Annotated in this window: 19 protein-coding genes; 9 read left to right on the top strand and 10 right to left on the bottom strand. The window is 71.4% G+C overall.

Going from position 1 to position 24,470, the window contains the following annotated elements:
• Positions 1–55 precede the first annotated feature (55 nt).
• Both hemQ and hemG read right to left on the bottom strand, forming a co-directional pair.
• Positions 56–778: a hydrogen peroxide-dependent heme synthase gene (hemQ, locus tag IO30_RS0123360; RefSeq protein WP_031145791.1), complete on the bottom strand. Its 723-nt coding sequence runs from the start codon at positions 776–778 to the stop codon at positions 56–58.
• Positions 779–801: 23 nt separating this feature from the next.
• Positions 802–2,259 carry a protoporphyrinogen oxidase gene (hemG, locus tag IO30_RS0123355; RefSeq protein WP_237403396.1) on the bottom strand — a complete coding sequence of 486 codons (1,458 nt, stop codon included), beginning with the start codon at positions 2,257–2,259 and terminating at the stop codon, positions 802–804.
• Between the two features lie 151 nt (positions 2,260–2,410).
• Between hemG and IO30_RS0123350 the strand changes: the two genes are divergently transcribed.
• Positions 2,411–3,496, top strand: a complete 1,086-nt coding sequence (locus tag IO30_RS0123350) for a DUF4349 domain-containing protein (protein ID WP_031145787.1) — start codon at positions 2,411–2,413, stop codon at positions 3,494–3,496.
• A gap of 129 nt (positions 3,497–3,625) precedes the next feature.
• The gene (locus IO30_RS0123345) at positions 3,626–5,008 is read left to right on the top strand and encodes an FAD-dependent oxidoreductase (RefSeq protein WP_031145785.1); all 1,383 of its coding nucleotides are present in this window, start codon (positions 3,626–3,628) and stop codon (positions 5,006–5,008) included.
• 4 nt (positions 5,009–5,012) lie between these two features.
• Here IO30_RS0123345 and IO30_RS0123340 read toward each other — a convergent pair whose 3' ends face one another.
• Together IO30_RS0123340 and hemE are read right to left on the bottom strand one after the other, a co-directional pair.
• On the bottom strand, positions 5,013–6,149 hold the full coding sequence (locus IO30_RS0123340) for an NADAR family protein (RefSeq protein ID WP_031145783.1): 1,137 nt from the start codon (positions 6,147–6,149) through the stop codon (positions 5,013–5,015).
• 36 nt (positions 6,150–6,185) lie between these two features.
• On the bottom strand, positions 6,186–7,250 hold the full coding sequence (gene hemE / locus IO30_RS0123335) for a uroporphyrinogen decarboxylase (protein WP_031145782.1): 1,065 nt from the start codon (positions 7,248–7,250) through the stop codon (positions 6,186–6,188).
• Positions 7,251–7,341: 91 nt separating this feature from the next.
• Here hemE and IO30_RS0123330 point away from each other — a divergent pair, with 91 nt between their 5' ends.
• From IO30_RS0123330 to IO30_RS0123300, 7 genes are all read left to right on the top strand, one after another.
• Positions 7,342–7,998 carry a DUF3000 domain-containing protein gene (locus tag IO30_RS0123330; protein WP_031145780.1) on the top strand — a complete coding sequence of 219 codons (657 nt, stop codon included), beginning with the start codon at positions 7,342–7,344 and terminating at the stop codon, positions 7,996–7,998.
• A gap of 281 nt (positions 7,999–8,279) precedes the next feature.
• Entirely contained in the window at positions 8,280–8,942 is a 663-nt protein-coding gene (locus tag IO30_RS0123325) for a helix-turn-helix transcriptional regulator (RefSeq protein WP_007267191.1), read from the top strand.
• Between the two features lie 103 nt (positions 8,943–9,045).
• The gene (locus IO30_RS0123320) at positions 9,046–10,326 is read left to right on the top strand and encodes an HRDC domain-containing protein (protein ID WP_031145777.1); all 1,281 of its coding nucleotides are present in this window, start codon (positions 9,046–9,048) and stop codon (positions 10,324–10,326) included.
• Positions 10,327–10,438: 112 nt separating this feature from the next.
• Positions 10,439–11,179, top strand: coding sequence for a ferritin-like domain-containing protein (locus tag IO30_RS0123315; RefSeq protein ID WP_031145774.1), 741 nt, complete (start codon positions 10,439–10,441; stop codon positions 11,177–11,179).
• Positions 11,180–11,317: 138 nt separating this feature from the next.
• A complete protein-coding gene (locus IO30_RS0123310) occupies positions 11,318–12,544 on the top strand; it encodes a thiolase family protein (protein WP_031145773.1) in 1,227 nt (408 codons plus the stop codon).
• Positions 12,541–14,679 (top strand): 3-hydroxyacyl-CoA dehydrogenase NAD-binding domain-containing protein, encoded by a 2,139-nt coding sequence (locus IO30_RS0123305; RefSeq protein ID WP_031145771.1) that lies wholly within the window; start codon positions 12,541–12,543, stop codon positions 14,677–14,679. The genes IO30_RS0123310 and IO30_RS0123305 overlap by 4 nt, the downstream gene beginning before the upstream one ends.
• Before the next feature lie 91 nt (positions 14,680–14,770).
• Positions 14,771–15,808 (top strand): LCP family protein, encoded by a 1,038-nt coding sequence (locus IO30_RS0123300; RefSeq protein WP_031145769.1) that lies wholly within the window; start codon positions 14,771–14,773, stop codon positions 15,806–15,808.
• A gap of 80 nt (positions 15,809–15,888) precedes the next feature.
• On the opposite strand, the gene IO30_RS0123295 is transcribed toward IO30_RS0123300, so the two are convergent.
• The 6 genes from IO30_RS0123295 to IO30_RS0123270 all read right to left on the bottom strand — a co-directional run bounded on the left by IO30_RS0123295 (position 15,889) and on the right by IO30_RS0123270 (position 24,371).
• Positions 15,889–17,373, bottom strand: a complete 1,485-nt coding sequence (locus tag IO30_RS0123295; protein ID WP_031145767.1) for an amino acid permease — start codon at positions 17,371–17,373, stop codon at positions 15,889–15,891.
• A gap of 119 nt (positions 17,374–17,492) precedes the next feature.
• Positions 17,493–19,409: a 1-deoxy-D-xylulose-5-phosphate synthase gene (gene dxs / locus IO30_RS0123290; RefSeq protein ID WP_031145765.1), complete on the bottom strand. Its 1,917-nt coding sequence runs from the start codon at positions 19,407–19,409 to the stop codon at positions 17,493–17,495.
• 255 nt (positions 19,410–19,664) lie between these two features.
• The gene (locus tag IO30_RS0123285; RefSeq protein WP_031145763.1) at positions 19,665–20,969 is read right to left on the bottom strand and encodes a sugar ABC transporter permease; all 1,305 of its coding nucleotides are present in this window, start codon (positions 20,967–20,969) and stop codon (positions 19,665–19,667) included.
• Positions 20,966–21,754 (bottom strand): ATP-binding cassette domain-containing protein, encoded by a 789-nt coding sequence (locus IO30_RS0123280; protein WP_031145761.1) that lies wholly within the window; start codon positions 21,752–21,754, stop codon positions 20,966–20,968. Before IO30_RS0123280 ends, IO30_RS0123285 begins: the two co-directional genes overlap by 4 nt.
• Before the next feature lie 172 nt (positions 21,755–21,926).
• Positions 21,927–23,039: a sugar ABC transporter substrate-binding protein gene (locus IO30_RS0123275; protein ID WP_031145759.1), complete on the bottom strand. Its 1,113-nt coding sequence runs from the start codon at positions 23,037–23,039 to the stop codon at positions 21,927–21,929.
• A gap of 117 nt (positions 23,040–23,156) precedes the next feature.
• Complete coding sequence (locus tag IO30_RS0123270) at positions 23,157–24,371, bottom strand: ROK family transcriptional regulator (RefSeq protein WP_031145757.1); 1,215 nt, start codon at positions 24,369–24,371, stop codon at positions 23,157–23,159.
• Positions 24,372–24,470 lie beyond the last annotated feature (99 nt).

Genomic DNA, 24,470 nt, shown 5'->3' with positions numbered 1-24,470 from the left:
GAGGAACTCACCTGACGGTGTGGTCGTCCTCCGGCACTTCCCCCCAGGGGAGGTATCAGGCGAGCCCGGCCACCAGGTCGGCGACGGACTTGCGGCGCCCGGTGTAGAAGGGCACCTCTTCACGGACGTGCATGCGGGCCTCGGAAGCGCGCAGGTGACGCATGAGGTCGACGATGCGGTACAGCTCGTCGGCCTCGAAGGCCAGCAGCCACTCGTAGTCGCCGAGCGAGAAGGAGGCGACGGTGTTGGCGCGCACGTCGGGGTAGCCGCGGGCCATCTTGCCGTGGTCGGCGAGCATGCGGCGACGGTCCTCGTCGGGCAGCAGGTACCAGTCGTAGCTGCGCACGAAGGGGTACACGCTGACGTAGTCGCGGGCGGTCTCGTCGGCCAGGAAGGCCGGGATGTGCGACTTGTTGAACTCGGCCGGGCGGTGCAGGGCCATGTTCGACCACACCGGCTCCAGCGCGCGGCCCAGCCGGGTGCGGCGGAACAGGTTGTACGCGCCCTGCAGCTCGTCGGCCGTCTCGGCGTGCCACCAGATCATGACGTCGGCGTCGGCGCGCAGGCCGGAGACGTCATAGGTACCGCGGACGGTGATGTCCTTGGCGGCCAGCTGGTCGAAGAGCTCCTGGACCTCGTCGGCGAAGCCGGCGCGGTCTGACTCAAGACGGGGCAGTACGTCCTTCAGCTTGAAGACGGACCACAGGGTGTAGCGGATGACCTCGTTGAGGTCCTTCGCCTTCTTCCCCGCGTTGGGAATCTTCTCTGGTGCAGTCATGTGCCTATTGTCCCGTGTGCTGATCAGTGGTCTGTGCCAGGGGTCCCGAAAGCGGCGGTCACCGCGTCCGCGGCCTTCCCGGCGCTGGCGATGCACGCCGGGATGCCCACCCCGTCGTAGAGGGCGCCGCACACGGCGAGGCCCGGCAGGGCTGCGACGGCGGCCCGGATCCGGGCGACCCGGTCCAGGTGGCCGACCGGGTACTGGGGCAGCCCGCCGTCCCAGCGCGTGACGGTGGAGGCGACCGGCCGGGCCGCCAGGCCCACCGCGTCGCCGAGGTCGGCCAGGGACACCGCGACGAGTTCGCCGTCCTCCCGCTTCAGCTCGCCCTCGTCCCCGTGACGGCCGACGGAGGTCCGCAGCAGGAACAGCTCGGGATCCGCCCCGGCCCAGGCCCACTTGTTGCTGGAGAAGGTGGAGGCCTTGATCGTCCGCCCGTCGACGGGCGGTACGAGGAACCCGCTGGCGCCGCCCTCGGTGATCGCGGGCGGCAGGTCGGAGCGCCGGAAGGCCATCGTGACCAGGGCCATCGAGGCGTACTCGACCCCGCGCAGCTCGGCCGCGGCGGCGGGCACCAGCCGGTCCAGCAGCTGCGCGGCGGGCCCGGCCGGGGTGGCCAGGATCACCCCGTCGGCGTCGACGGTCCCGGTGGCGGTCACCACGCGCCAGCCCTCCGCCGTACGCAGGACCTCGCGGACGGGGGTCCCGGTGAGGATCCGGGCCCCGGCGCGGCGGCAGGCCTCGGCCACGGCGGCCGGGAGCCGCCCGATGCCGCCGTCGATGCCGGCGAAGACGGGACCTGCGGCCGCGGGCTGCGCGGCCGCCCGGCGCTGGAGCTCCCGGACGCCCTCGCCGAGCGAGTGGTGCGTACGGGCGGCCTCGAAGAGCTGGGGGACGGCCGCCCGCATCGAGATGCGGTAGGCGTTGCCCGCGTAGACCCCGCCGAGCAGCGGCTCCACCAGCCGGTCGACGACCTCGCGCCCCAGCCGGGCGGCGACGTACTCGCCGACCGCGACGTCCTCGCCGATCTCGGTGGGCGCCAGCTCCCGCTCGGCCTCGATCCGGGCCAGCCCCTCGGCGGAGAGCACGCCGGATGCGGCGAGCGGCCCCAGGTCGCCGGGGACCCCCATGACGTGGCCGCGCGGCATGGGCCGCAGCGCGCCCCGGGTCCACAGGTGGGCGGTGGCGGTGGCGGGCGGCTGGAGGGCCTCGCCGAGGCCGACGGACCGGGCGAGGTCCACGGCTTCGGGGCGGCGGGCGAGGACGGACTCGGCGCCGAGGTCGACGGGGGCACCGGCGAGTTCCCCCGCGTGCAGCTTGCCGCCGAGCCTCGGTCCCGCCTCGATCAGGGTGACGCGGACACCGTCGGCGAGCAGCCGGTGGGCAGCTGCGAGACCGGCGATGCCGCCGCCGATGACCACCACGTGGCCGGGGGCGCCGGTGTGGTCCGGCCGGTCCGTACGCATGTCCGCTTCGTCCATGGACTCATCGTCTCAGACCGCAGGTGGGCACCGTCGGCGAGGCCGGACCGTGACCGCATCGGGACCGGGCCGGGACCGCGGAAGTGAAACCCGCACGGGGACTCTGTACGTCAGAACGGCAACACCAGCCGAACCTCGGGGGTTTACCGCGATGCACACCGTGAACAGACAGCGTTCCTCGGCCGCCCTGGCCGCCCTCTCCCTGGCCGGGGTGCTCGCGCTCAGCGGCTGCGGCGCGGGCGGCGGGAACGAGAAGACCTCCTCCGCGGACCGGGCGGCGGTCGCCCCGGCTCAGGGCGGCAAGGCCCCGGAGGCGGCCCGGGAGGGCGCCGCGGCGGCAGCCCCGGGAGCCGCCGCTTCCGGCGCCGCGGGGACGGACAAGAACGCGCAGGCGCCGGTCGCCGTACGCCCGAACGTGATCCGTACGGCGACCCTCGGCATCGAGACCGAGGACGCGCAGAAGGCGCTGGCCGCCGCCCGCACGGCGGCCGACGCCGCGGGCGGCTACGTGGGCAACGAGTCCACCAAGCGCGGCCCGGACGGCCGCATGACCTCGACGGTGACCCTGCGGGTGCCGGGCGAGCGCTACGACGCCGTGCTCGGGGCGATGGAGGGCAGCGGGAAGCTGCTGCACCGCAAGGTCGACGCGCAGGACGTGACGGAGAAGGTCGCCGACATCGGCAGCCGGGTCAGCTCGCAGCAGGCCAGCGTGGCCCGGGTACGGGAAATGATGGGCAAGGCCACGGCGTTGAGCGACGTGGTCATGCTGGAGGGCGAGCTGAGCCGGCGTCAGGCCGATCTGGAGTCGCTCCAGGCGCAGCAGAACGCGCTGAAGGACCAGACCTCGCTGGGCACGATCACCCTGGAGGTCTCGGAGCCCGCTCCGAAGGCCGCGGAGAAGGAGAAGGAGAAGGACCCCGCCTTCATGGACGCCCTGCGCGGCGGCTGGGAGGTCTTCACGACCGTCCTGCGCTTCCTGACCCTGGCGGTGGGCGCGGTCCTGCCGTTCGCCCTGGCCGCCGCGGTCCTGGCGCTCGGGTTCCGGCTCTACCGGCGGCTGCGCCCCGCGAAGCCGCGGACGGGCCCGGCCCCGCGGACCGGTCCGGCCTGGCCGCAGGCTCCCTCCGTCCCGGCGGCCCGGACCGCTCCGGCGGACGACGCGGCGGGTGCCCCGGGTGTGACGGGTGCGGCGGCCGGCCCGGAGGGGCCCGCCCAGGAGGGCGGCCCCCGGTCCTGAGCCCTTCCGGCGGCGCCCCTTCCCGGCCGGAAGCACCGGCCGGGCGGACGCTCCTCCGTCGGACGGCCCTTCACCCGTAGCGTGTCTGCGGACGGCGAAGGTGCAGGACGGCGCAGGACGGGGCGGACGATGGCGACGGAACGAGTGGTGGTGGTCGGCGGTGACGCGGCGGGGATGTCCGCCGCGTCACAGGCCCGCAGGCTCAAGGGACCGCAGGAGCTGGAGATCGTCGCCTTCGAACGGGGGCACTACAGCTCGTACTCCGCGTGCGGGATCCCGTACTGGGTCGGCGGGCAGGTCCCCGCGCGCGACGACCTGATCGCCCGGACCCCGGAGGAGCACCGGGCCCGCGGCATCGACCTGCGCACCCGCACGGAGGTCCTGGAGCTGGACCTCGACGGCCGCCGGGTCCGCGCCCGCGACCTGGACGGCGGATCCGAGTACTGGACGGGCTACGACAAGCTGGTCCTGGCGACGGGCGCCCGCCCCGTGCGCCCCCGGCTCCCCGGCATCGGCGCGCACGGGGTCCACGGCATCCAGAGCCTGGACGACGGGCAGCGCCTCATGACGACCCTGGAACGTACGCCGGGCCGCCGGGCGGTGGTGGTCGGCGCGGGCTACATCGGCGTGGAGATGGCGGAGGCCCTGGTCGGGCGTGGTTACGAGGTCACGGTGCTGCACCGCGGCCCGCAGCCGATGGCCACCCTGGACCCGGACATGGGCGGGCTGGTCCACAGTGCGATGAACGGCATGGGCATCCGTACGGTCTCCCGCGCCGAGGTCACGGAGATCCTCACCGACGAGGCGGGCCGGGCCCGTGCGGTGGTCACGTCGAAGGGCGAGGAGTACCCGGCGGACGTGGTCGTGCTCGGCATCGGGGTGGAGCCCCGCACGGGGCTGGCCCGGGCGGCCGGTCTGCCGCTGGGCACCTCGGGCGGCGTGCTCACCGACCTCTCGATGCGCGTCCGGGGCCATGAGGACATCTGGTCGGGCGGGGACTGCGTGGAGGTCCTGGACCTGGTCGCGGGCCGCACCCGGCACATCCCGCTGGGCACCCACGCCAACAAGCACGGCCAGGTCATCGGATCGGGCGTGGGCGGCGGTTACGCGACCTTCCCCGGGGTCGTCGGCACGGCGGTGAGCAAGGTCTGCGACCTGGAGATCGCCCGTACGGGCCTGCGCGAGCGGGACGCACTGGAGGCGGGCCTGCGCTTCGTGACGGCGACCATCACCTCCACGAACACGGCGGGCTACTACCCGGGCGCCGCGGAGATGACGGTGAAGATGCTGGCGGAGCGCCGTACGGGCCGCCTGCTGGGTGTCCAGATCGTCGGCGGGGCCGGGGCGGCGAAGCGGGTGGACGTGGCCGCGGTGGCCCTCACCGCGGGCATGACCGTGGACCAGATCGTCTCCCTGGACCTGGGCTACGCCCCACCGTTCTCCCCGGTCTGGGACCCCGTCCTGGTGGCGGCCCGCAAGGCGGTCTCCGCGGTCCGCTCGGCGGGGGTCTGACCGGCTAGAGGGCCTGCGCACGGAGCTCGGAGCGGACCAGTTCCAGGAGGCGTCCGGCCCAGTTGCGGCCTCCGCGGCGGCCCCCGTCCTCGCGCCAGAAGGGGGCGTCCGAGGCGCCGGTGTAGTGGATCGGGGCGTCCCCGGTGGCGAGCAGGAGCCGCGCGAGTTCCGGGTGCTGTGCGAACTTGGCCCGCAGCAGGCCCGCCATGACGGCGAGCCGCACGGCCGGCCAGTCCTCGCGCCGGGCCGCACGGCCGCCCAGCTCCCGGGCCTCACCGGCCGTCGCGGCCGCGCGGATCAGGTCGTGGTCCGCGCGGTCGGCGGCGGACAGGGCCCAGTAGCCGTGGACGACGGTGGGGTAGCTCTGCCCGCGGTGGGTGACGGGGGCGTCGTGGTCGTTGCGCAGGGCGAAGTGGCCGAGCCGGGCGGGCCTGCCCCGGGGGTACACCGTCTCGTGGAGGACCACCGGTGGCCGGGGGGCGTCCGTCGGGTCGTCAGCGTGCAGGACCGCATCGCGGGCCCGGGCCGCCTCGACGCCCGCGTCCGCACGGGCGAAGTAGTCCAGGGCGCCCTGGTGCAGTTCCTCCGTGGCCACCGGCCCGTCCCCGTCGACGCGCTCGCCGAGCCCGGTCACCAGGATCCGTAGCGGCCGGTCCTGGAGGTCCATGTCACCGAGGAGGTAGACGCGCAGGTGGGCGGGTACGGCCAGGTAGGCCTCGCGCAGCGCGGCCCGGCGGGCCGGCGTCGGCTCCGCGCACAGGGCCCGGGCGGCGTCCCGGCAGCGGTCGCCCGCCGTCGGCCGTCCGGCCAGCCGGGCGACCTCCTCGGCGACTTCCGCAAGGAAGCTCTCGTCGGTGCGCGGCTCCGGGTAGCGCTGCTCCCACTTCGGCCGGGCGGGTCCGGGCTCGGGGTCCCGGGGCGGGTCCGGGCGCAGGGCGATCTGCCCGGAGGCCAGCTGCTCGCGCAGCCGGGTCGGGTCGGTGGTCTCGTAGGCGCCGAGGGAGAGCCTGCCGTCGGCGTAGACGAAGAGGTGCTCGGGGTGACGGCCTTCGCTCCGGTCGTGGCTGCGCCAGAGCAGGCACCAGATCCCGTCGATCTGCTGTCCGTCGGATATGCGAAACGTCGGCCCCTGCCATGTCATGCACGGCAGGGTACCGACGTTTCGATCTTGCTGGGCTCAGCGCGCGGTCTTGGTGTGGACGTAGTCCACCAGGCGCGTCAGGGCGTCGGGGTCGGTCGTCGGGAGGACGCCGTGACCCAGGTTGAAGACGTGGCCCTCCAGGCCCGCGGCGGCCGCCAGGACCTCGTCCGTCTTGGCCTCGACGGCCTCCGTGGTGGAGAAGAGCACGGCGGGGTCCAGGTTGCCCTGGAGCGCCTTGCCGGGGCCGACGCGGCGCACGGCCTCGTCCAGCGGCACCCGGTAGTCGACGCCCATGACGTCGGCGCCGGCCTCGCCCATGAGGCCGAGGAGCTCGCCCGTGCCCACGCCGAAGTGGATGCGCGGGACCCCGTACGAGGCGACGGACTCCAGGACCTTCGCCGACGCGGGCATCACCGAGCGGCGGTAGTCCGCCGGGGCGAGGGCGCCGACCCAGGAGTCGAAGAGCTGGACGGCGGAGACGCCGGCCTCGATCTGGACCTTGAGGAAGGCGGAGGTGATCTCCGCGAGGCGGTCCAGCAGGTCGGCCCACAGCTCCGGGTCCCCGTACATGAGGGCCTTGGTGTGCTCGTGGTTCTTGGACGGTCCACCCTCGACGAGGTAGCTCGCGAGGGTGAAAGGCGCACCGGCGAAACCGATCAACGGGGTGGAGCCCAGTTCACCCGTGAGCATGCCGATCGCCTCGGTGACGTAACCGACGTCCTCAGGGGTGAGGTCGCGCAGCTGTGCGAGGTCCTCGCGGCGGCGGATCGGCTGGGCCACGACCGGACCGATGCCCGGCTTGATGTCCAGGTCGATGCCGATGGCCTTCAGCGGGACCACGATGTCGGAGAAGAAGATCGCGGCGTCCACGTCGTGGCGGCGCACCGGCTGCAGGGTGATCTCGGTGACCAGGTCGGGCCGCATGCAGGACTCGAGCATCTGGGTGCCCTCGCGCAGCTTGCGGTACTCCGGAAGCGAGCGCCCGGCCTGCCGCATGAACCACACGGGCGTGTGCGGCACCGGCTCGCGTCGGCACGCCTTCAGGAAGGCGGAATCGTACGTCTGACTCGGCGTGCCCTTCGGGCGGTCGTTGGCGCTCACGACTCAAATCTTCGCACGTATGAAGAAGTGCCCGGCCCGGCGCGGGTGTCCCTGCGCCGTACGGGCGCTCGTTCCGCCTAGTCTTCCCCGCATGGCTGCGGCTCAGGGACGATTTTCAGATGGCGCTGACGGCATGGACAGCGCGGAGGAGGACTCCGTTCCACTCCCGTTCCGGCGGGCGGTCGACGGCTTGAAGAAGGCACGGCTGCGTCCGGGGATCGAGATCGACCCCACGAAGCCGCCGCGGAGACTGGCGCCGTACGCCTACGCGCTGGAGGCGGCGGTCGTCGACGGCGAGGACGACCTGGCCGACGGCCGGCTCATCCTGCTGCACGATCCGGCCGGCCACGAGGCCTGGCACGGGACCTTCCGGCTGGTGACGCTCGTACGGGCGGAGCTGGAGCCCGAGATGGCCGCGGACCCGCTGCTCCCCGAGGTGTGCTGGTCCTGGCTCAAGGGGGCGCTGGACGCCCGCGGGCTGACGTACGGGGAGGCGAGCGGGACCGTGACCATGGCCAGCTCGCACTACTTCGGCGGGCTCGCCGAGCGGCGGCCCGCGACCCAGATCGAGATCAGGGCCTCGTGGACGCCCCGCGAGGTGGTGGGCGGGGTGCCGGACACCGCCGCGCACCTGGCGGCGTGGTGCGAGCTGCTGTGCCAGATCGCGGGGCTGCCCCCGGTGGGGCCCACGGAGACGGTCACGGGCGTGGTCTCCCTGCCACAGCGCCGCGGTCCGCACCACCCGTAGCCACGGGGCCGTACGGCCGCGGACGCTGGGCATGAGCGGGAACGGGAACGGACGGTCGAAGTCCGCAATCAGGTGTCGGAACCGGGCGCCCGTTGTGGGCTTCTGATCACCCTATGATCGATCGTGCGTCCGAATTGCCCGAATTGTTACTCACCAAATCGTGATCATTCCCTAAAGCCGGGCGGGTGACGTGCCGAAGGAGTCAGTGACCATCCGCACGGTTCGCACCGGCTTCCTTCCCCGAGCCGGCCGTCCCGCCACTCCCCCCCCAGGAGGCCTAGGTGTCCGTTCTTCTCGAGCAGCCCGCAAGCCTGGTCGCCTACCGCCCGAACAAGCCGACGGCCATGGTCGTCGTGGCCGACCCGCGCGTGCGTTCCACCGTGACCCGCCATCTGTGGGCCCTCGGAGTACGTGACGTGATCGAGGCTTCGTCCATCGCGGAGGCCCGCCCCCGCGTCGGCAGCCCGCGTGACATCTGCGTGGCCGACGTACACCTGCCCGACGGTTCCGGTCTCACCCTGCTCTCCGAGACCCGCGCCGCCGGTTGGCCCAACGGCCTGGCCCTGTCCGCCGCCGACGACATCGGCGCCGTGCGCAACGCCCTCGCGGGCGGAGTGAAGGGCTACGTAGTCACCGGTACGCGGACCAACATCGGGCTCCCCACCCGGCCCGGCGCCGCCCCCATCGGCGCTGCCGCCGCCCGTATGCACCGCCGCCCCCCGGGTGCCCCGAGCCACCCGGGCGGCTACCGCGAGCTCTCCGGCCGCGAGGTCGAGGTCCTGCGCCTCGTCGCGGAGGGCCAGTCCAACAAGGCCATCGGCGTCTCGATGGGCCTGTCCGCCCTGACCGTCAAGTCCCACCTGGCCCGGATCGCCCGCAAGCTGGGCACGGGCGACCGGGCCGGGATGGTCGCCGTCGCACTCCGCACCGGGATCATCCACTAGGGCCCGTCCGGTGAACCCCGGGAATCGTCCGCACCTCCACAGCGCGCCCGTCGACGGAACGTTCCGGCGACGGGCGCGTCGCATCCACGGATACCCTTGACCGGTGACCGACGCCCAAGAGACCGCAGCACACCTGCGCACCACCACCGGGGGCGGCCCCCCGGACGACGAAGCTCCGTCCGATGGGCTGCCGATTCCCTTGCTCGAACCCCGTGAGGGGATCCCTCCGGTCGTCGCCGATGCGGAGGCGCTCGCCCAGGTGGTCGCGGCCTTCGCCGCGGGTACCGGGCCCGTCGCCGTCGACGCCGAGCGGGCCTCCGGATACCGCTACGGGCAGCGCGCCTACCTGGTCCAGCTGCGCCGCGAGGGCGCGGGCTCCGCACTGATCGACCCGGTGGGCTGCCCCGACCTCTCCTCGCTGGGCGAGGCCCTCTCCGGCACCGAGTGGATCCTGCACGCCGCCACCCAGGACCTCCCCTGCCTGCGCGAAATAGGCATGGTGCCGACCTCGCTGTTCGACACCGAGCTGGCCGGCCGCCTGGCCGGCTTCCCCCGGGTCGGACTCGGCGCGATGGTCGAGAGCGTGCTCGGCTACGCGCTGGAGAAGGGCCACTCCGCCGTCGACTGGTCCACCCGCCCGCTCCCCGAGCCCTGGCTGCGCTACGCCGCCCTGGACGTGGAACTCCTGGTGGACCTGCGGGACGCGCTGGAGAAGGAGCTGGACCGGCAGGGCAAGCTGGAATGGGCCCGCCAGGAGTTCGACGCGATCGCCTCCGCACCGCCCGCACCGCCGCGCAAGGACCCGTGGCGCCGCACCTCCGGGATGCACAAGGTGCGCCGCCGCCGGCAGATGGCGGTCGTGCGCGAGCTGTGGGAGTCGCGGGACCGGATCGCGCAGCGCCGCGACGTCTCGCCCGGCAAGGTGCTGGGCGACGCGGCGATCGTCGAGGCCGCCCTCGCCCTCCCCGCGGACGCCCAGGCCCTGTCCGCACTGCCCGGATACGGCCAGCGCATGGGCCGGCGCCAGCTGGACCAGTGGATGGCCGCCGTGGACCGGGCCAAGGCCCTGCCCGAGAACGCGCTGCCACAGCCGGGCGCGTCCCCGGCCGGTCCGCCGCCGCCGCGCTCCTGGGCCGACAAGGACCCGGCGGCCGCCGCCCGGCTCTCGGCCGCCCGGACGGCCGTGACGGCGCTGGCCGAGGGGCTGAACCTGCCGCAGGAGAACCTGATCACCCCGGACACGGTCCGCAGGCTCTGCTGGGAGCCGCCGCAGCGCCTGGAGGCGGAGGCGGTGGCCCAGGCCCTGGCGGCCCACGGCGCCCGCCCCTGGCAGATCGAACAGGTGACGCAGGCCCTGGTCACGGCCCTGGCCGCGACCGACTGACCGCACCATCCGTCCAGCAGACCCCCGGCCCCGAGGCCGGGGGTCTTCTTGTTACGCGCTCATGACACGCCGAACCTTTTGAACACGCTCAACAATCGCTAGATTCTTGAACATGATCAAAACTGATTACGCGGCATGGGTGGACGCGTTCGAGGCCGAGAAGGAACTCCGGGCCGCACTCGGGGACCCGGACTGGCAGCGCGGGGCGCACCTGCCGCCCGAGATCGTCCGCAGCATCCAGAAGTTCCAGGTCGGCGAGGACGGGGACGGCTCCGCACTGCTCGGCAAGGCGGACCGGGCGGGCGACCCGGTGTACGCCGATGCCGCGCGGCTGTTCGTCGCCGAGGAGCAGAACCACGCACGGATGCTCGCCCTGCTGCTGGCGGCGGGCGGGGCCGGGGTCCTGGACGGCCACTGGAGCGACGCGGCCTTCGTCCGGGTCCGCAGACTGCTCGGACTGCGGGTGGAGCTGCTGGTGCTGATGATCGCCGAGGTGGTGGCCCTGGCGTACTACCGGGCCCTCGCCGACGGCGCCGCGGACCCGCTGACCCGCGAGGTCGCGGGCCGGATCCTGGCGGACGAGCAGCGCCACGTCCCCTTCCACTGCCTGCGCCTGCGCGAGGGCCTGGCCCACCTCCCCCGCCCGGCCCGGCGGGCCGTGACCACCGCCTGGCGCGCGCTGCTGGGCTGCGCGGGCCTGCTGGTCGCGGTGGACCACGGCGCGGCCCTGCGCACCCTGGGGACCGGCCGGCGTTCCTTCGTCGCAGAGGTGGTCCGCTCCTCCGCCCCGATGGCCTCCGCGATGGCCGACGGGCCCGCTCCGGGGCCGGTCGGGGCGCGCATGGCAGTGTGACCTTCACCGCTCCTCGGGGAGGGGGTGTGCACATTGGTTACCCGCAAGTAGCATGGGCCGGGTGAGCGGGCGCTCAGCAACGCATGCCGAGCACGCCCCCGCGCAGCAGTGCACACCCGCACCTGGAGGAGAGCCAACGTGCCTCGTACCGTCAGGGACGTCGTCTTCGTCGACGGCGTCCGCACCCCGTTCGGCAAGGCGGGCCCGAAGGGCATCTACAACGGGACCCGCGCCGACGACCTCGTCGTGAAGGCGATCCGGGAGCTGCTGCGCCGCAACCCGGACCTGGACCCCAAGAAGATCGACGAGGTCGCCATCGCGGCGACCACGCAGATCGGCGACCAGGGCCTGACGCTGGGCCGCACGGCCGGAATCCTCGCGGGCCTCCCGCAGTCCGTCCCGGGCTACTCCATCGACCGCATGTGCGCCGGCGCGCTGACCGCCGTGACCGCCGTCGCGGGCGGTGTGGCCTTCGGTGCCTACGACGTCGCCCTCGCCGGCGGTGTCGAGCACATGGGCCGTCACCCCATGGGCGAGGGCGTGGACCCGAACCCGCGCTTCGTCTCCGAGAAGCTGGTCGACGAGTCCGCCCTGTTCATGGGCATGACCGCCGAGAACCTGCACGACCGGTACCCGACGATCACCAAGCTCCGCGCCGACGAGTACGCCGTGCGCTCGCAGGAGAAGGCCGCCAAGGCGTACGCCGACGGCAAGATCCAGCAGGACCTGGTCCCGATCTCGGTGCGCAACACCAACGAGGCGGCCGGTGAGACGGGCTGGGGCCTGGTCACCACCGACGAGCCGATGCGCCCGGGCACCACCCTGGAGAACCTGGCCGGCCTGAAGACCCCGTTCCGTACCCACGGCCGGGTCACCGCGGGCAACGCCGCCGGTCTCAACGACGGCGCCACGGCCGCGATCATCGCCTCCGAGGACTTCGCCCGCGAGAACAACCTCCCGGTCAAGATGCGCCTGGTCTCGTACTCCTTCGCGGGTGTCGAGCCGGAGGTCATGGGCTACGGCCCGATCCCGGCCACCGAGAAGGCCCTGGCCCAGGCCGGTCTGACGATCGACGACATCGGCCTCTTCGAGGTCAACGAGGCCTTCGCGGTCCAGGTCCTCGCCTTCCTGGAGCACTACGGCATCGCCGATGACGACGCCCGCGTGAACCAGTACGGCGGCGCCATCGCCTTCGGCCACCCGCTCGCCTCCTCGGGCGTGCGCCTGATGACGCAGCTGGCCCGTCAGTTCGAAGAGCAGCCGCACGTCCGCTACGGCCTGACCACCATGTGCGTCGGCTTCGGCATGGGCGCCACGGTCATCTGGGAGAACCCGAACTTCAACGCCGAGGGAGACTCCAAGTGAGCACCACCGCTGAGCTCCTGAAGGGCGCGGCCGAGCTGTTCCCGGACGAGGTCGTCACGTCCGCGCACGTCCGCCACCTGGACCTGCCGTTCGGCGCCGGGCGCTTCGCGCTCGTCACGCTGGACAACGGCTTCGACCACACCAAGCCGACCACCTTCGGCCCGCAGTCCCTCGCCAACCTGAACACGGCGATCGACCAGGTCGAGCAGGAGGCCCTCGCGGGCTCCATCGTCGGCGCGGGCATCACCGGCAAGCCGTTCATCTTCGCGGTCGGCGCCGACCTCAAGGGCGTCGAGCTGCTGGGCAAGCACGACGATGCGCTCGCCATCGGCAAGGGCGGCCACGACGTCTTCAAGCGTCTGGCGGCCCTCTCGGTCCCGACCTTCGCCTACTACAACGGCGCGGCGATGGGCGGCGGCGTCGAGGTCGGCCTGCACTGCACCTACCGCACCGTCTCGAAGGCCATCCCGGCCTTCTCGCTGCCCGAGGTCTTCCTCGGTCTGGTCCCCGGCTGGGGCGGCTGCGCCCTGCTGCCGAACCTGATCGGCGCGGAGCGCGCGATCTCGGTGATCATCGAGAACTCGCTGAACCAGAACCGCCAGCTCAAGGGCAAGCAGGTCTTCGAGCTCGGCATCGCCGACGCGATCTTCGAGGGCGCCGACTTCCTGGAGCAGTCCCTCGTCTGGACCGCGAAGGTCCTCAAGGGTGACACCGAGGTCGTCCGCGCCGAGGTCGAGCGCGGCGAGGCCTGGGACGCGGCCGTCGCCAAGGGCCGCGCCGTCGCGGACTCCAAGGTGCACGGCGCCGCCCCGGCCGCCTACCGCGCGCTGGACATCATCGCCGCGGCCAAGGACGGCGACCTCCAGGCCGGCTTCGACGCCGAGGACACCGCGCTCGCGGACCTCATCATGGGCGGCGAGCTGCGCTCGGGCATCTACGCCTTCAACCTGGTCCAGAAGCGCGCCAAGCGCCCGGCCGGTGCCCCGGACAAGTCCCTGGCCCGTCCGGTCACCAAGGTCGGCGTCGTCGGCGCGGGCCTGATGGCCTCGCAGCTGGCGCTGCTCTTCCTGCGCCGCCTGGAGGTGCCGGTGGTCCTCACCGACATCGACCAGGAGCGCGTGGACAAGGGCGTGGGCTACGTCCACGCCGAGATCCAGAAGCTGCTCGGCAAGGGCCGCATCAACCAGGACAAGGCCAACCGCCTGACCGCCCTGGTGACGGGCGTCCTGGACAAGGCCGAGGGCTTCGCGGACGCGGACTTCATCATCGAGGCCGTGTTCGAGGAGATGTCCGTCAAGCAGAAGGTGTTCGCGGAGGTCGAGGCGGTCGCCCCGGCGCACGCGATCCTCGCCACCAACACCTCCTCGCTGTCGGTGTCGGAGATGGCCTCCAAGCTCCAGCACCCGGAGCGCGTGGTCGGCTTCCACTTCTTCAACCCGGTCGCGATCCTCCCGCTGCTGGAGATCGTCCGCGGTGAGCAGACCGACGACGCCTCGCTGGCCACGGCCTTCGGTGTCGCCAAGAAGCTGAAGAAGACCGCGGTCCTCACCAAGGACGCCCCGGCGTTCGTCGTGAACCGCATCCTGACCCGCTTCATGGGCGAGATCCAGAACGTCATCGACGAGGGCACCCCGGTGGTCACCGCCGAGAAGGCCATCGAGCCGCTCGGCCTGCCGATGTCCCCGCTGGTGCTCCTGGAGCTCGTGGGACCGGCGATCGGTCTGCACGTCTCCGAGACCCTGAACCGCGCCTTCCCGGAGCGCTTCACCGTCTCCCCCAACCTCAAGCGGGTCGTCGAGGCCGGCAAGCGCGGCTTCTACGTCTACAAGCCGGAGAACGGCTTCAAGCCGGAGCTCGACCCCGAGGTGGCCGCCCTCCTGGTGCAGGGCGACTCCGTCCTGACGGAGGAGCAGGTCCGCGACCGCGTCCTGGACGCGGTGGCGCAGGAGATCGGCCTGATGCTGGAGGAGGGTGTCGTGGCCGAGGCCCAGGACATCGACCTCTGCCTCATCACCGGTGCGGGCTGGCCCTTCCACCTGGGCGGCATCACCCCGTACCTGGACCGTGAGGGCGTCTCGGAGCGCGTGAACGGCAAGAAGTTCCTGGCTCCCGGACTGGCGAGCGTTCCCGCCTAGTCCGGCCCGCAGAGCGGCATTTCACGGCCCGGCCCGCCCCTTCCGGGGGGCGGGCTTCGGCCATTCGAATACCTGTCTAAGATTCACCCCCATGACGGACAAGCACGCGCGGCCCAGGCGCCGCCGCCGCATTCTGCGGATCACCCTGCTGCTGGTCGCCGTGCTGATCCTGGGCGCGGCCGGGGCGGGCTGGTGGACGTACAGCCACCTCAACGGGAACATCGACAGCGTCGACCTGGACCAGGCGATCGGCGACAACCGGCCACAGAAGGTCGTCGCGGGCGCGCAGAACGTCCTGGTGCTCGGCTCCGACTCGCGGGCCGGGGCCAACGCGGACCTCGACCACGGCGACGTGAGCGGCGCCCGTTCGGACACCACGATGCTGGTGCACATACCCGAGGGCCGCGCCAAGGCCACCGCGATCAGCATCCCCCGCGACACCCTGGTCACCCGGCCCGAGTGCAAGGACGGGGAGGGCAAGACCGTGCCGTCCCAGAAGCGGGCCATGTTCAACAGCATCTACGGTCTGGGCGGTCCGGCCTGCGTGGTCAAGACCGTCGAGGAGATGTCCGGGGTCCGCGTGGACCACTTCGTCGAGGTGGACTTCGCCGGCTTCAAGGGCCTGGTGGACGCGCTCGGCGGGGTCACGGTCACCCTGGACAAGCCGATGACCGGGGCCAAGGGCGGCCTGAAGCTGGACGCGGGCACGCACCGGCTGAACGGGACCGACTCCCTCAAGTTCGTCCGCACCCGCTACGGCTACGGGGACGGCAGCGACCTCGGACGCATAGGCCTGCAGCAGCAGTTCATGATGGCGATGCTGTCCGAGATCAAGAAGCAGGACGCCCTCGGCAACCCGGCGCGCCTGTACAAGCTCGCCGACGCCGGGACGAAGTCGCTGACCACCGACTCCGACCTCGCCTCGCTCACCGCGCTGTCCGACTTCGCGCAGAGCATGAAGGGCGTGGACCCCGACACCATGCAGACGATCATGCTTCCGGTCGCCTACGACAAGGTGGACCCCAACCGGGTGATCGTCGCGGAGCCGCAGGCCACCCAGCTGTGGGAGGCCGTGCGCAACGACCAGCCGGTCCCCGACTCGGCGAAGAAGTCCCCGGCCAAGGGCTGACGGGAGCCCGCGCACAGGGAGCCGGCCGTACGGGTGACCGTACGGCCGGCTTCCGGCTTTTCGCGCGAGAACTCTTCGCGCTAGAACTTCGCGTCGGCGCCTTCCTTGCCGAGGCGGCTGTGCTGGCGTCCGTACAGGAAGTAGACGACGATGCCGATCGCCATCCAGATCCCGAAGCGGATCCAGGTCTCGGCCGGCAGGTTGAGCATCAGCCAGAGCGAGGCCGCGATCGACAGGATCGGGACCACCGGCACCCACGGGGTGCGGAAGGACCGGTGCAGGTCGGGGCGGGTGCGGCGCAGGACGATCACGCCGAGGGCCACCACCACGAAGGCGAACAGGGTGCCGATGTTCACCAGTTCCGCGAGCTTCTCCAGACTGGTGAAGCCTGCGACGACGGCGATGATCCCGCCGAGCAGGAGCGTCGCCCGGTACGGCGTGCGGTACTTCGGGTGGGTGACGGAGAAGACGCGCGGGAGCAGTCCGTCACGGCTCATCGCGAAGAACACGCGGGTCTGGCCGAGCAACAGGATCATGCACACCGTGATCAGACCGACGGACGCCCCGAGGCTGATGGCGCCGGCGAAGAAGGGCTGGTTCACGGATTTGAAGGCTTCGGCGAGTGGCGCGGTGGGCGACATCTCCGAGTACTTCTGCATGCCGGTGACCACCAGCGTCACGGCGACGTAGAGCACCGTGCAGATCAGCAGCGATCCGAGGATGCCGCGCGGCATGTCCCGCTGGGGGTTCTTGGTCTCCTCGGCCGCGGTGGCCACGACGTCGAAGCCGATGAAGGCGAAGAAGATGAGCGAGGCCGCCGTGAAGATGCCCATGACGCCGAAGTTGGTGGGCGCGTAGCCGAAGAGCAGCTGCACCAGTGGTGCGTGCAGGCCGCCGCCCGCCTCCTGCGGCTGGGCCGGAGGGATGAACGGGGAGTAGTTGTCGGCCTTGATGAAGAACAGACCGGCGATGATGACCAGCAGCACCACCGTGACCTTGATGGCGACGACGATCGCGGTGATCCGCGCCGAAAGCTTCGTCCCGATGACCAGGATCGCGGTCAGCACCAGGATCAGCAGGAACGCCAGCAGGTCGAACGTGCCTCCGGCATCGGGCCCGGAGAGCGCGGTGGGCAGCTCCCAGCCCAGGTTGGTCTCCATGAGGTGGCGCACGTACCCGGACCAGCCCACCGCCACGACCGCGGTGCCGAGCGCGAACTCCAGCACCAGGTCCCAGCCGATGATCCAGGCGGGCAGCTCACCGATCGAGGCGTACGAGAAGGTGTACGCCGAGCCGGCCACCGGAACGGTGGAGGCGAACTCGGCGTAGCAGAGCGCCGCCAGGGCGCAGACGATGCCCGCCGCCACGAAGGCGAGGGCGGTGGCGGGTCCGGCGTTGTTCCGGGCTGCGATGCCCGTGAGGACGAAGATGCCGGTGCCGATGATGACACCCACACCGAACACCGTCAGGTCCCAGGCGGAGAGCGATTTGCGGAGGGCGTGTTCCGGCTCCTCCGTGTCGCGGATGGACTGCTCCACCGTCTTGGTGCGGAAGGGGCTGTTCATATCCCTACTCACCAACGCACCTCCGAACAGGTGTCGACGCACGCGCACGGGCCGGGAGGCCCACTCCTTCAGAGTGATCTCCCGGCCCGTGACGTGCAACCGCGCGGTGACCCGGAGGTCTAGTCGACGGCGGCGGCCGGCTCGCTGTCGTAACGCCCGTCCAGCTTGGCCACCAGGCCCGTGACCTGCCGGGCGATGTCCGGCGCCGTCAGCCCGATCTCGGCCATGACCTCCTTGCGGGAGGCGTGGTCGAGGAAACGCTGCGGGATGCCGAAGTCGCGCAGCGGTACGTCGACGCCCGCGTCGCGCAGGGCCTGCGAGACGGCGGAGCCCACGCCGCCGGTGCGGCCGTTGTCCTCGACGGTGACGACCACGCGGTGGCGGTCGGCCAGCGGGGCCAGTGCCTCGTCCACCGGCTTGACCCAGCGGGGGTCGACCACGGTGGTGGTGATGCCCTGCTTGTCCAGCAGGGTGGCGATCTCCAGGCACATCGGGGCCAGTGCGCCGACCGAGACGAGCAGTACGTCCGGCCGGGTGACGTCGGCGCCGGGCTCGCGCAGCACGTCCATGCCGCCGATGCGGCCGACGGCCGGGACGGCCGGGCCGACGACGCCCTTGGAGTAGCGCACGACGGTCGGGGCGTCCTTGACCTCGACGGCCTCGCGCAGCTGGGCGCGCAGCTGCTCCGCGTCGCGCGGGGCGGCGAGGCGCAGGCCGGGGACGACCTGGAGGATGGACATGTCCCACATGCCGTTGTGGGAGGCGCCGTCGTCGCCGGTGACACCGGCGCGGTCCAGGACGAAGGTGACTCCGCACTTGTGCAGGGCCACGTCCATCAGGACCTGGTCGAAGGCGCGGTTGAGGAAGGTGGCGTAGACCGCGAAGACGGGGTGGACCCCGCCGGTGGCCAGCCCCGCGGCCGAGGTCGCGCCGTGCTGTTCGGCGATCCCCACGTCGAAGATCCGGTCCGGGAAGGCCTCGGCGAACTTGTTCAGCCCGACCGGGTGGAGCATGGCGGCGGTGATGCCGACGATGTCCTGGCGGTCGTGGCCGAGCTTGACCATCTCGTCGGCGAAGACGGAGGTCCAGCTGGCGGCGGCGGTCTTCACCGGCAGTCCGGTGTCCGGGTGGATCACGCCGACCGCGTGGAAGCGGTCCGCCTCGTGCTCCAGGGCCGGGGTGTAGCCGCGGCCCTTCTGGGTGAGGCAGTGCACGATGACCGGTCCGCTGAAGCGCTTGGCGCGCTGGAGGGCGGATTCCAGGGCCTCGATGTCGTGGCCGTCGATGGGCCCGATGTACTTCAGGCCCAGGTCCTCGAACATGCCCTGCGGGGCGATGAAGTCCTTGAGGCCCTTCTTGGCGCCGTGCAGGGTCTCGTAGAGCGGCTTCCCGACGACCGGGGTGCGCTCCAGGAGGTCCTTGCCGCGGGCCAGGAAGCGCTCGTAGCCGTCCGTGGTGCGCAGGGTGGCCAGGTGGTTGGCGAGGCCGCCGATGGTCGGGCCGTAGGAGCGCTCGTTGTCGTTGACGACGATGACCAGGGGCCGGTCCTTGGCGGCGGCGATGTTGTTCAGCGCCTCCCAGGCCATGCCGCCGGTCAGGGCGCCGTCGCCGATGACGGCTGCGACGTGGTGGTCCTCGCGGCCGAGCACCTCGTTGGCCTTGGCGATGCCGTCGGCCCAGCCCAGCACGGTGGAGGCGTGCGAGTTCTCGATCACGTCGTGGTCGGACTCGGCGCGCGAGGGGTAGCCGGAGAGCCCGCCCTTGGTGCGCAGGTCGGAGAAGTCCTGGCGGCCGGTGAGCAGCTTGTGGACGTAGGCCTGGTGGCCGGTGTCGAAGAGGACCTTGTCCTTCGGCGAGTCGAAGACCCGGTGCAGGGCGATCGTCAGTTCGACCACCCCGAGGTTGGGGCCGAGGTGCCCGCCGGTCTTGGAGACGGCGTCGACGAGGAAGGACCTGATCTCGGCCGCGAGCTGGTCGAGCTCCTCCTGGCTGAGCCGGTCCAGATCGCGCGGTCCCTTGATGCGGGTCAGCAGCACCCGTGCCTCCTTGCAGTTGCTTGCTGGTCTGTCGAGTCTAATGTTCCGCTCGCGGGCGCGGTCATCGGGCCGTCCCGAGCGGGTCACACCTTTGTCATACATGTACGCACCTGACCGAACCCACACATCACATTCGGGCGTATACCCGCACAGGCGTACCCACGGTTGCACGCACGGATGCCCGGTGCCACGAGAAGTGGCACCGGGCACTGTGACCGGCTTACCGCTGGTCCGGCACTGTCGGACCGGGGCGGTTCAGGCGCGTCCGGCCGTCTTCTGCGTCTTGCGGGTGACCGAGTCGATCACCACGGTGGCCAGCAGCACCGCGCCAGTGATCATGTACTGGATCGGAGTCGCGATGCCTTCCAGGGCCAGACCGTACTGGATGGAGGTGATGACCATGACACCGAGGAGGGCGTTCCAGGTGCGGCCCCGGCCGCCGAAGAGGCTGGTGCCGCCGATGACGGCCGCCGCGATGACGTTCATCAGCAGGTCGCCGGCGCCGGCGCTCTGGTTGGCCGCCGCGATCTTGGAGGCCCAGAACAGGCCGCCGATGGCCGCGAAGGTGCCGGCGATGGCGAACACCGTGATCCGGACCCGGTTCACGTTGATGCCCGCGCGGCGGGAGGCCTCGACGCTGCCGCCGAGTGCGAAGACCTGGCGGCCGAAGGTGGTGCGCCGCAGGACGAAGTCCGTGAGGACCAGGGCCAGCAGGAAGAGCACCACCGCGAGCGGCAGGCCCTTGTACTGGTTGAAGACGACCGCGGGACCGAAGGTGAACACCGCGAGCAGGCCGCTGCGCAGCAGGATCTCGGTGAGCGGGCGGGAGGGCACCCCGGCGGCCTCACGGCGGCGCGCGTCGAAGAAGGAGGCGAGGAAGTACCCCACCACCGCGAGCGCGGCCAGACCGTAGCCGACGGCCACGTCCGAGAAGAAGTACGTGGTCAGCTGACCGACCACGCCGTCGGAGTCGAGGTTGATGGTGCCGTTGCTGCCAAGGATCTGGAGCATCGCGCCGGACCAGAACAGCAGGCCCGACAGGGTGACGGCGAAGGCCGGGGCGCCGATCCGGGCGAAGAAGAAGCCGTGGATCGAGCCGATCACGGCACCGCCCGCGACCGCCGCGAGGATCGCCAGCCACTCGTTCATGCCGTGGGTGACCGACAGGACGGCGACGATGGCGCCCGAGACGCCGCTGACCGAACCGACCGAGAGGTCGATCTCGCCGAGCAGCAGCACGAAGATGATGCCGACGGCCATCATGCCGGTGGCGACCATCGTGATCGCGACGTTGGTGAGGTTCTCCGGGGAGAGGAAGTTCGAGTTCAGCCCCTGGAAGATGGACCAGATGATGATCAGGCCGATGACGACCGGGAGGGATCCCAGGTCGCCGGCCTTCATCTTGCGGCCGAACTCGTTCAGGTACCCGGACAGGCCCTGCTCGCGGACGAGCAGGCGGGGGTCCACGGCGGGGATGGCGTCCGCCGCGGCGGCCGGATTGACGACCTCGTGGCTCTCGTCCGTCTTGCGGAGCGGGTCGGCTGGGTTCTTCGTGCTCACTTGCGAGCCTCCCCGGTGCGGGCCGCCCGGCGGGTCACGGCGTTGTCCGTGGCTCCCGTGATGGCGGAGATGATCTCTTCCTGCGAGGTGTCGGCGACGTTGAAGACACCGTTGTTGCGGCCCAGCCGCAGGACCGCCACCTTGTCGGCGACGGCCTTCACATCGGCCATGTTGTGGCTGATGAGGATGACGGCGTGGCCGCGTTCGCGCAGCCGCTCGACGAGGTCGAGGACCTGTGCGGTCTGCTCGACGCCGAGGGCGGCGGTGGGCTCGTCGAGGATCACGAGCTGGGGCTCGCCGAGCATCGAGCGGGCGATCGCCACGGTCTGGCGCTGACCGCCGGAGAGCGAGGCGATGGGAATCCGGACACTGGGGATCCGGATGGACAGGGTGGTGAGGAGCTCGCGGGCGCGGCGCTCCATCTCCACCTCGTCCAGGACACCGCGGCGCTTGAGCTCGCGGCCGAGGAAGAGGTTGCCGACGACGTCGATGTTGTCGCACAGCGCGAGGTCCTGGTAGACCGTCGCGATGCCCAGGTTCTGGGCGTCGTGGGGCTTGGCGATGGCGACCGGACGGCCCTGCCACTCGATGACTCCGTCATCGATGGGGTGCACGCCGGCAATCGTCTTGACCAGCGTGGACTTGCCGGCGCCGTTGTCGCCGACGAGGGCGACCACTTCACCGGAGTGGATCTCGAGTTCTACGTCGGTCAGGGCCTGAACGGCACCGAACCGCTTCGAGACCCCTCGCAACGCCAGCACGGGCGCAGCGGACACATGAACCATCTCCTTCGCCGCCTGACCGGCGGGGATGTCGTGCAAAAGAGCAGGAGCGGGGCGAATGGGGGGGTAAGGCAAGGAGGGAACGTTTCTGCCCGGCGCCCCGCGGGTGGCGGGGTAAGGAGGGGCGGGGCGCCGGGCAGGCGCGGGGGTCGCCTCGCAGGGGGCGACGGGGGCCTTACTTCAGGCCGAGGGTGGTGCAGGCGGCCGCGTACTTGTCGGTGCAGATCTCATCGGCCGTGTAGACGCCGTCCTTGATGACGGTGTCCTTGATGTTGTTCTTGGTGAGCGAGACGACCGGGATCAGCACGGACGGAACGCCCTTGGTGGTGGGGCTGTCGACGTTGGAGCTGATGAGCCCGTCGATCTTCTCGCCCTTGGCGAGGGCGACGGCCATCTCGGCCGCGGCCTTGGCCTCGGGGGCGTACGGCTTGTAGACGCTCATGAACTGCTCGCCCGCGACGATGCGCTGCACACCGGCGAGTTCGGCGTCCTGGCCGGTGACCGGGGGCAGGGTGGACAGGCCGGCCGCCTTGAGGGCGGTGATGATGCCGCCCGCCATGCCGTCGTTGGCGGAGTAGACGCCGACGACCTTGTCCTTGCCGATCGCCGAGAGCGCGGCCGCCATGTTGGTGTTGGCGTTCTCCGGCTTCCACTCGACGGTGTCGTACTCCTTGCCGATGTTCACCTTGCCGTCGAGGACGGAGTGCGCACCGGACTTGAAGAGCTTGGCGTTCGGGTCGGTGACCGAACCGTTCATCATGACGATCTGGCCGTCCTTGGCCTTGTCGCCCAGCGCCTCCAGCAGCGCCTTGCCCTGGACCTTGCCGACCTCTTCGTTGTCGAAGGAGGTGTAGGCGTCGATCGGGCCCTCGGCCAGGCGGTCGTAGGCGACGACCGGGATGCCCGCGTCCTTGGCCCGCTTGACCGCGCCGGCGATGGCCTTGGAGTCCACCGCGTCGATGATCAGCACGTCCACCTTGTTGGTGATCATCGTGTCGACCTGGGAGTTCTGCGTGGTCGCGTCCTGCTTGGCGTTGGCGTAGACCACTTCGCCCTTGCCGCGGGTGAGATCGGCGACCTGCTTCTCGATGAGCGGCTTGTCGAACTTCTCGTACCGGGCGGTCTGGTTCTCCGGCAGGAGCAGACCGACCTTGATCGCGTCGCCCTTGTCGGCGCCGGACTCCTTGGTCTTGTCTCCGGCCTCCTTGGCGCTGCCACAGGCGGCGAGGGAAACGGCCATGGCACCAGCGGCGACGGCTACGGCGGCTCTACGCATACGCGTGTTCATTACTTGAACCTCCCTGACGAGGCCGCAACGTTGCGGCCGAGGTGGATGTGAGTCAACCCCGGCCGCGTTTTGCCGTCAAGGAGTGAATCCTTAACGAGATGACAACGGTGCCATCCGTTATCTACCTGAAGACAAGACGGCTGGTGCTCGCACTCCACCTCCATGGTCCGACAAAAGAGTCGAATCGCCCATCTCGCTGAGCACGAGGGCGAGCGCGCCGAGCACCTCGGCACGGCCCCCCAGGGACCCCGTCAGCACCGACAGTTGCCGGGCCGCGCTGGGAATCGCGTACCTCCCCACGGATTCACGGATGGGGGCCAGTACGAGTTCACCTGCGTCGGCCAGCGAGCCGCCCAGGACCACCCGGCTGGGGTTCAGGAGGTTGCACAGGCTGGCCACGCCGCTGCCGATGTGACGGCCCACGTCCGTGATCACCCGGCGGCAGCCGGGGTCCCCGCCGCGGGCCAGCTCGACGACCCGTTCCATCGTCAACTCCGGTCCGTGCGTGCCCTGGAGCAGCGGCAGCACGTACCGGGCGGCGGCGAAGGTCTCCAGGCAGCCTCGGTTCCCGCAGCGGCAGACCGGCCCCGATTCGTCGAGCGTGATGTGCCCGATCTCGCCCGCCGTGCCGCCCGGTCCCCGGTAGATCTGGCCGTTGATCACCAGGCCGGCGCCCACGCCGCTGGCGACCTTGATGTAGGCCAGGTCCTTCACGCCCCGGCCGCTCCCCCAGACGAGTTCACCGAGGGCGCCGAGGTTCGCGTCGTTGTCCACGTACACGGGCACCCCGAGGCGCTGCGAGAGCTCCTGGCGCGGGTTGATGCCGGCCCAGCCGGGCAGGATCGCGGTCGAGCCCAGGGTCCCGGACTCCACGTCGATGGGACCGGGGACGCCGAGGCCGACGCCGATGACCTTCTCCCGGCTCACGCCGATGCCCGCGACCAGCCGTCCGACCAGCGCCTCGGCCCGGTCGAAGCCCTCCGCCCAGGAGGCGTCCACGTCCAGCGGCTCGGATTCCTCGGCCAGTACCTGGTGGGCGAGGTTCCCGACCGCGACGCGCAGGTGGGTGTGGCCGAAGTCGACGCCGATGACGATGCCCGCGTCCCCGCTGAGGGAGACGCTGCGCGCCCGGCGGCCTCCGGCCGAGGTGTCGGTGACCTCGACCGTGCCGCTGTCCTTGAGCTCGCGGACGATGTTGGAGACCGTGGCCGCCGACAGTCCGGTGCTACGGGCGATCTCCGCCTGGGTCAGCGAACCGGCGAGGCGCACCGCACGCACGACCCGTTCGAGGTTCGCCCGATGCAGCGAGGACTGCGATCCGGGAGTCTGCACGACTCATCCACTCCTGCCCATAAGCGACGGCAAGCCGTCGCCCCCCGGCCGGGCCGTCGCGGCTGCACGCTCCGAGACCCCGGCGTCTCTCCAACTTGT

It is taken from the genome of Streptomyces xanthophaeus, assembly GCF_000725805.1.
Lineage (GTDB): Bacteria > Actinomycetota > Actinomycetes > Streptomycetales > Streptomycetaceae > Streptomyces > Streptomyces xanthophaeus.
The sequence above is the reverse complement of the archived record's forward strand: the minus strand, read 5'-3'. Positions and strand labels throughout refer to the sequence as shown.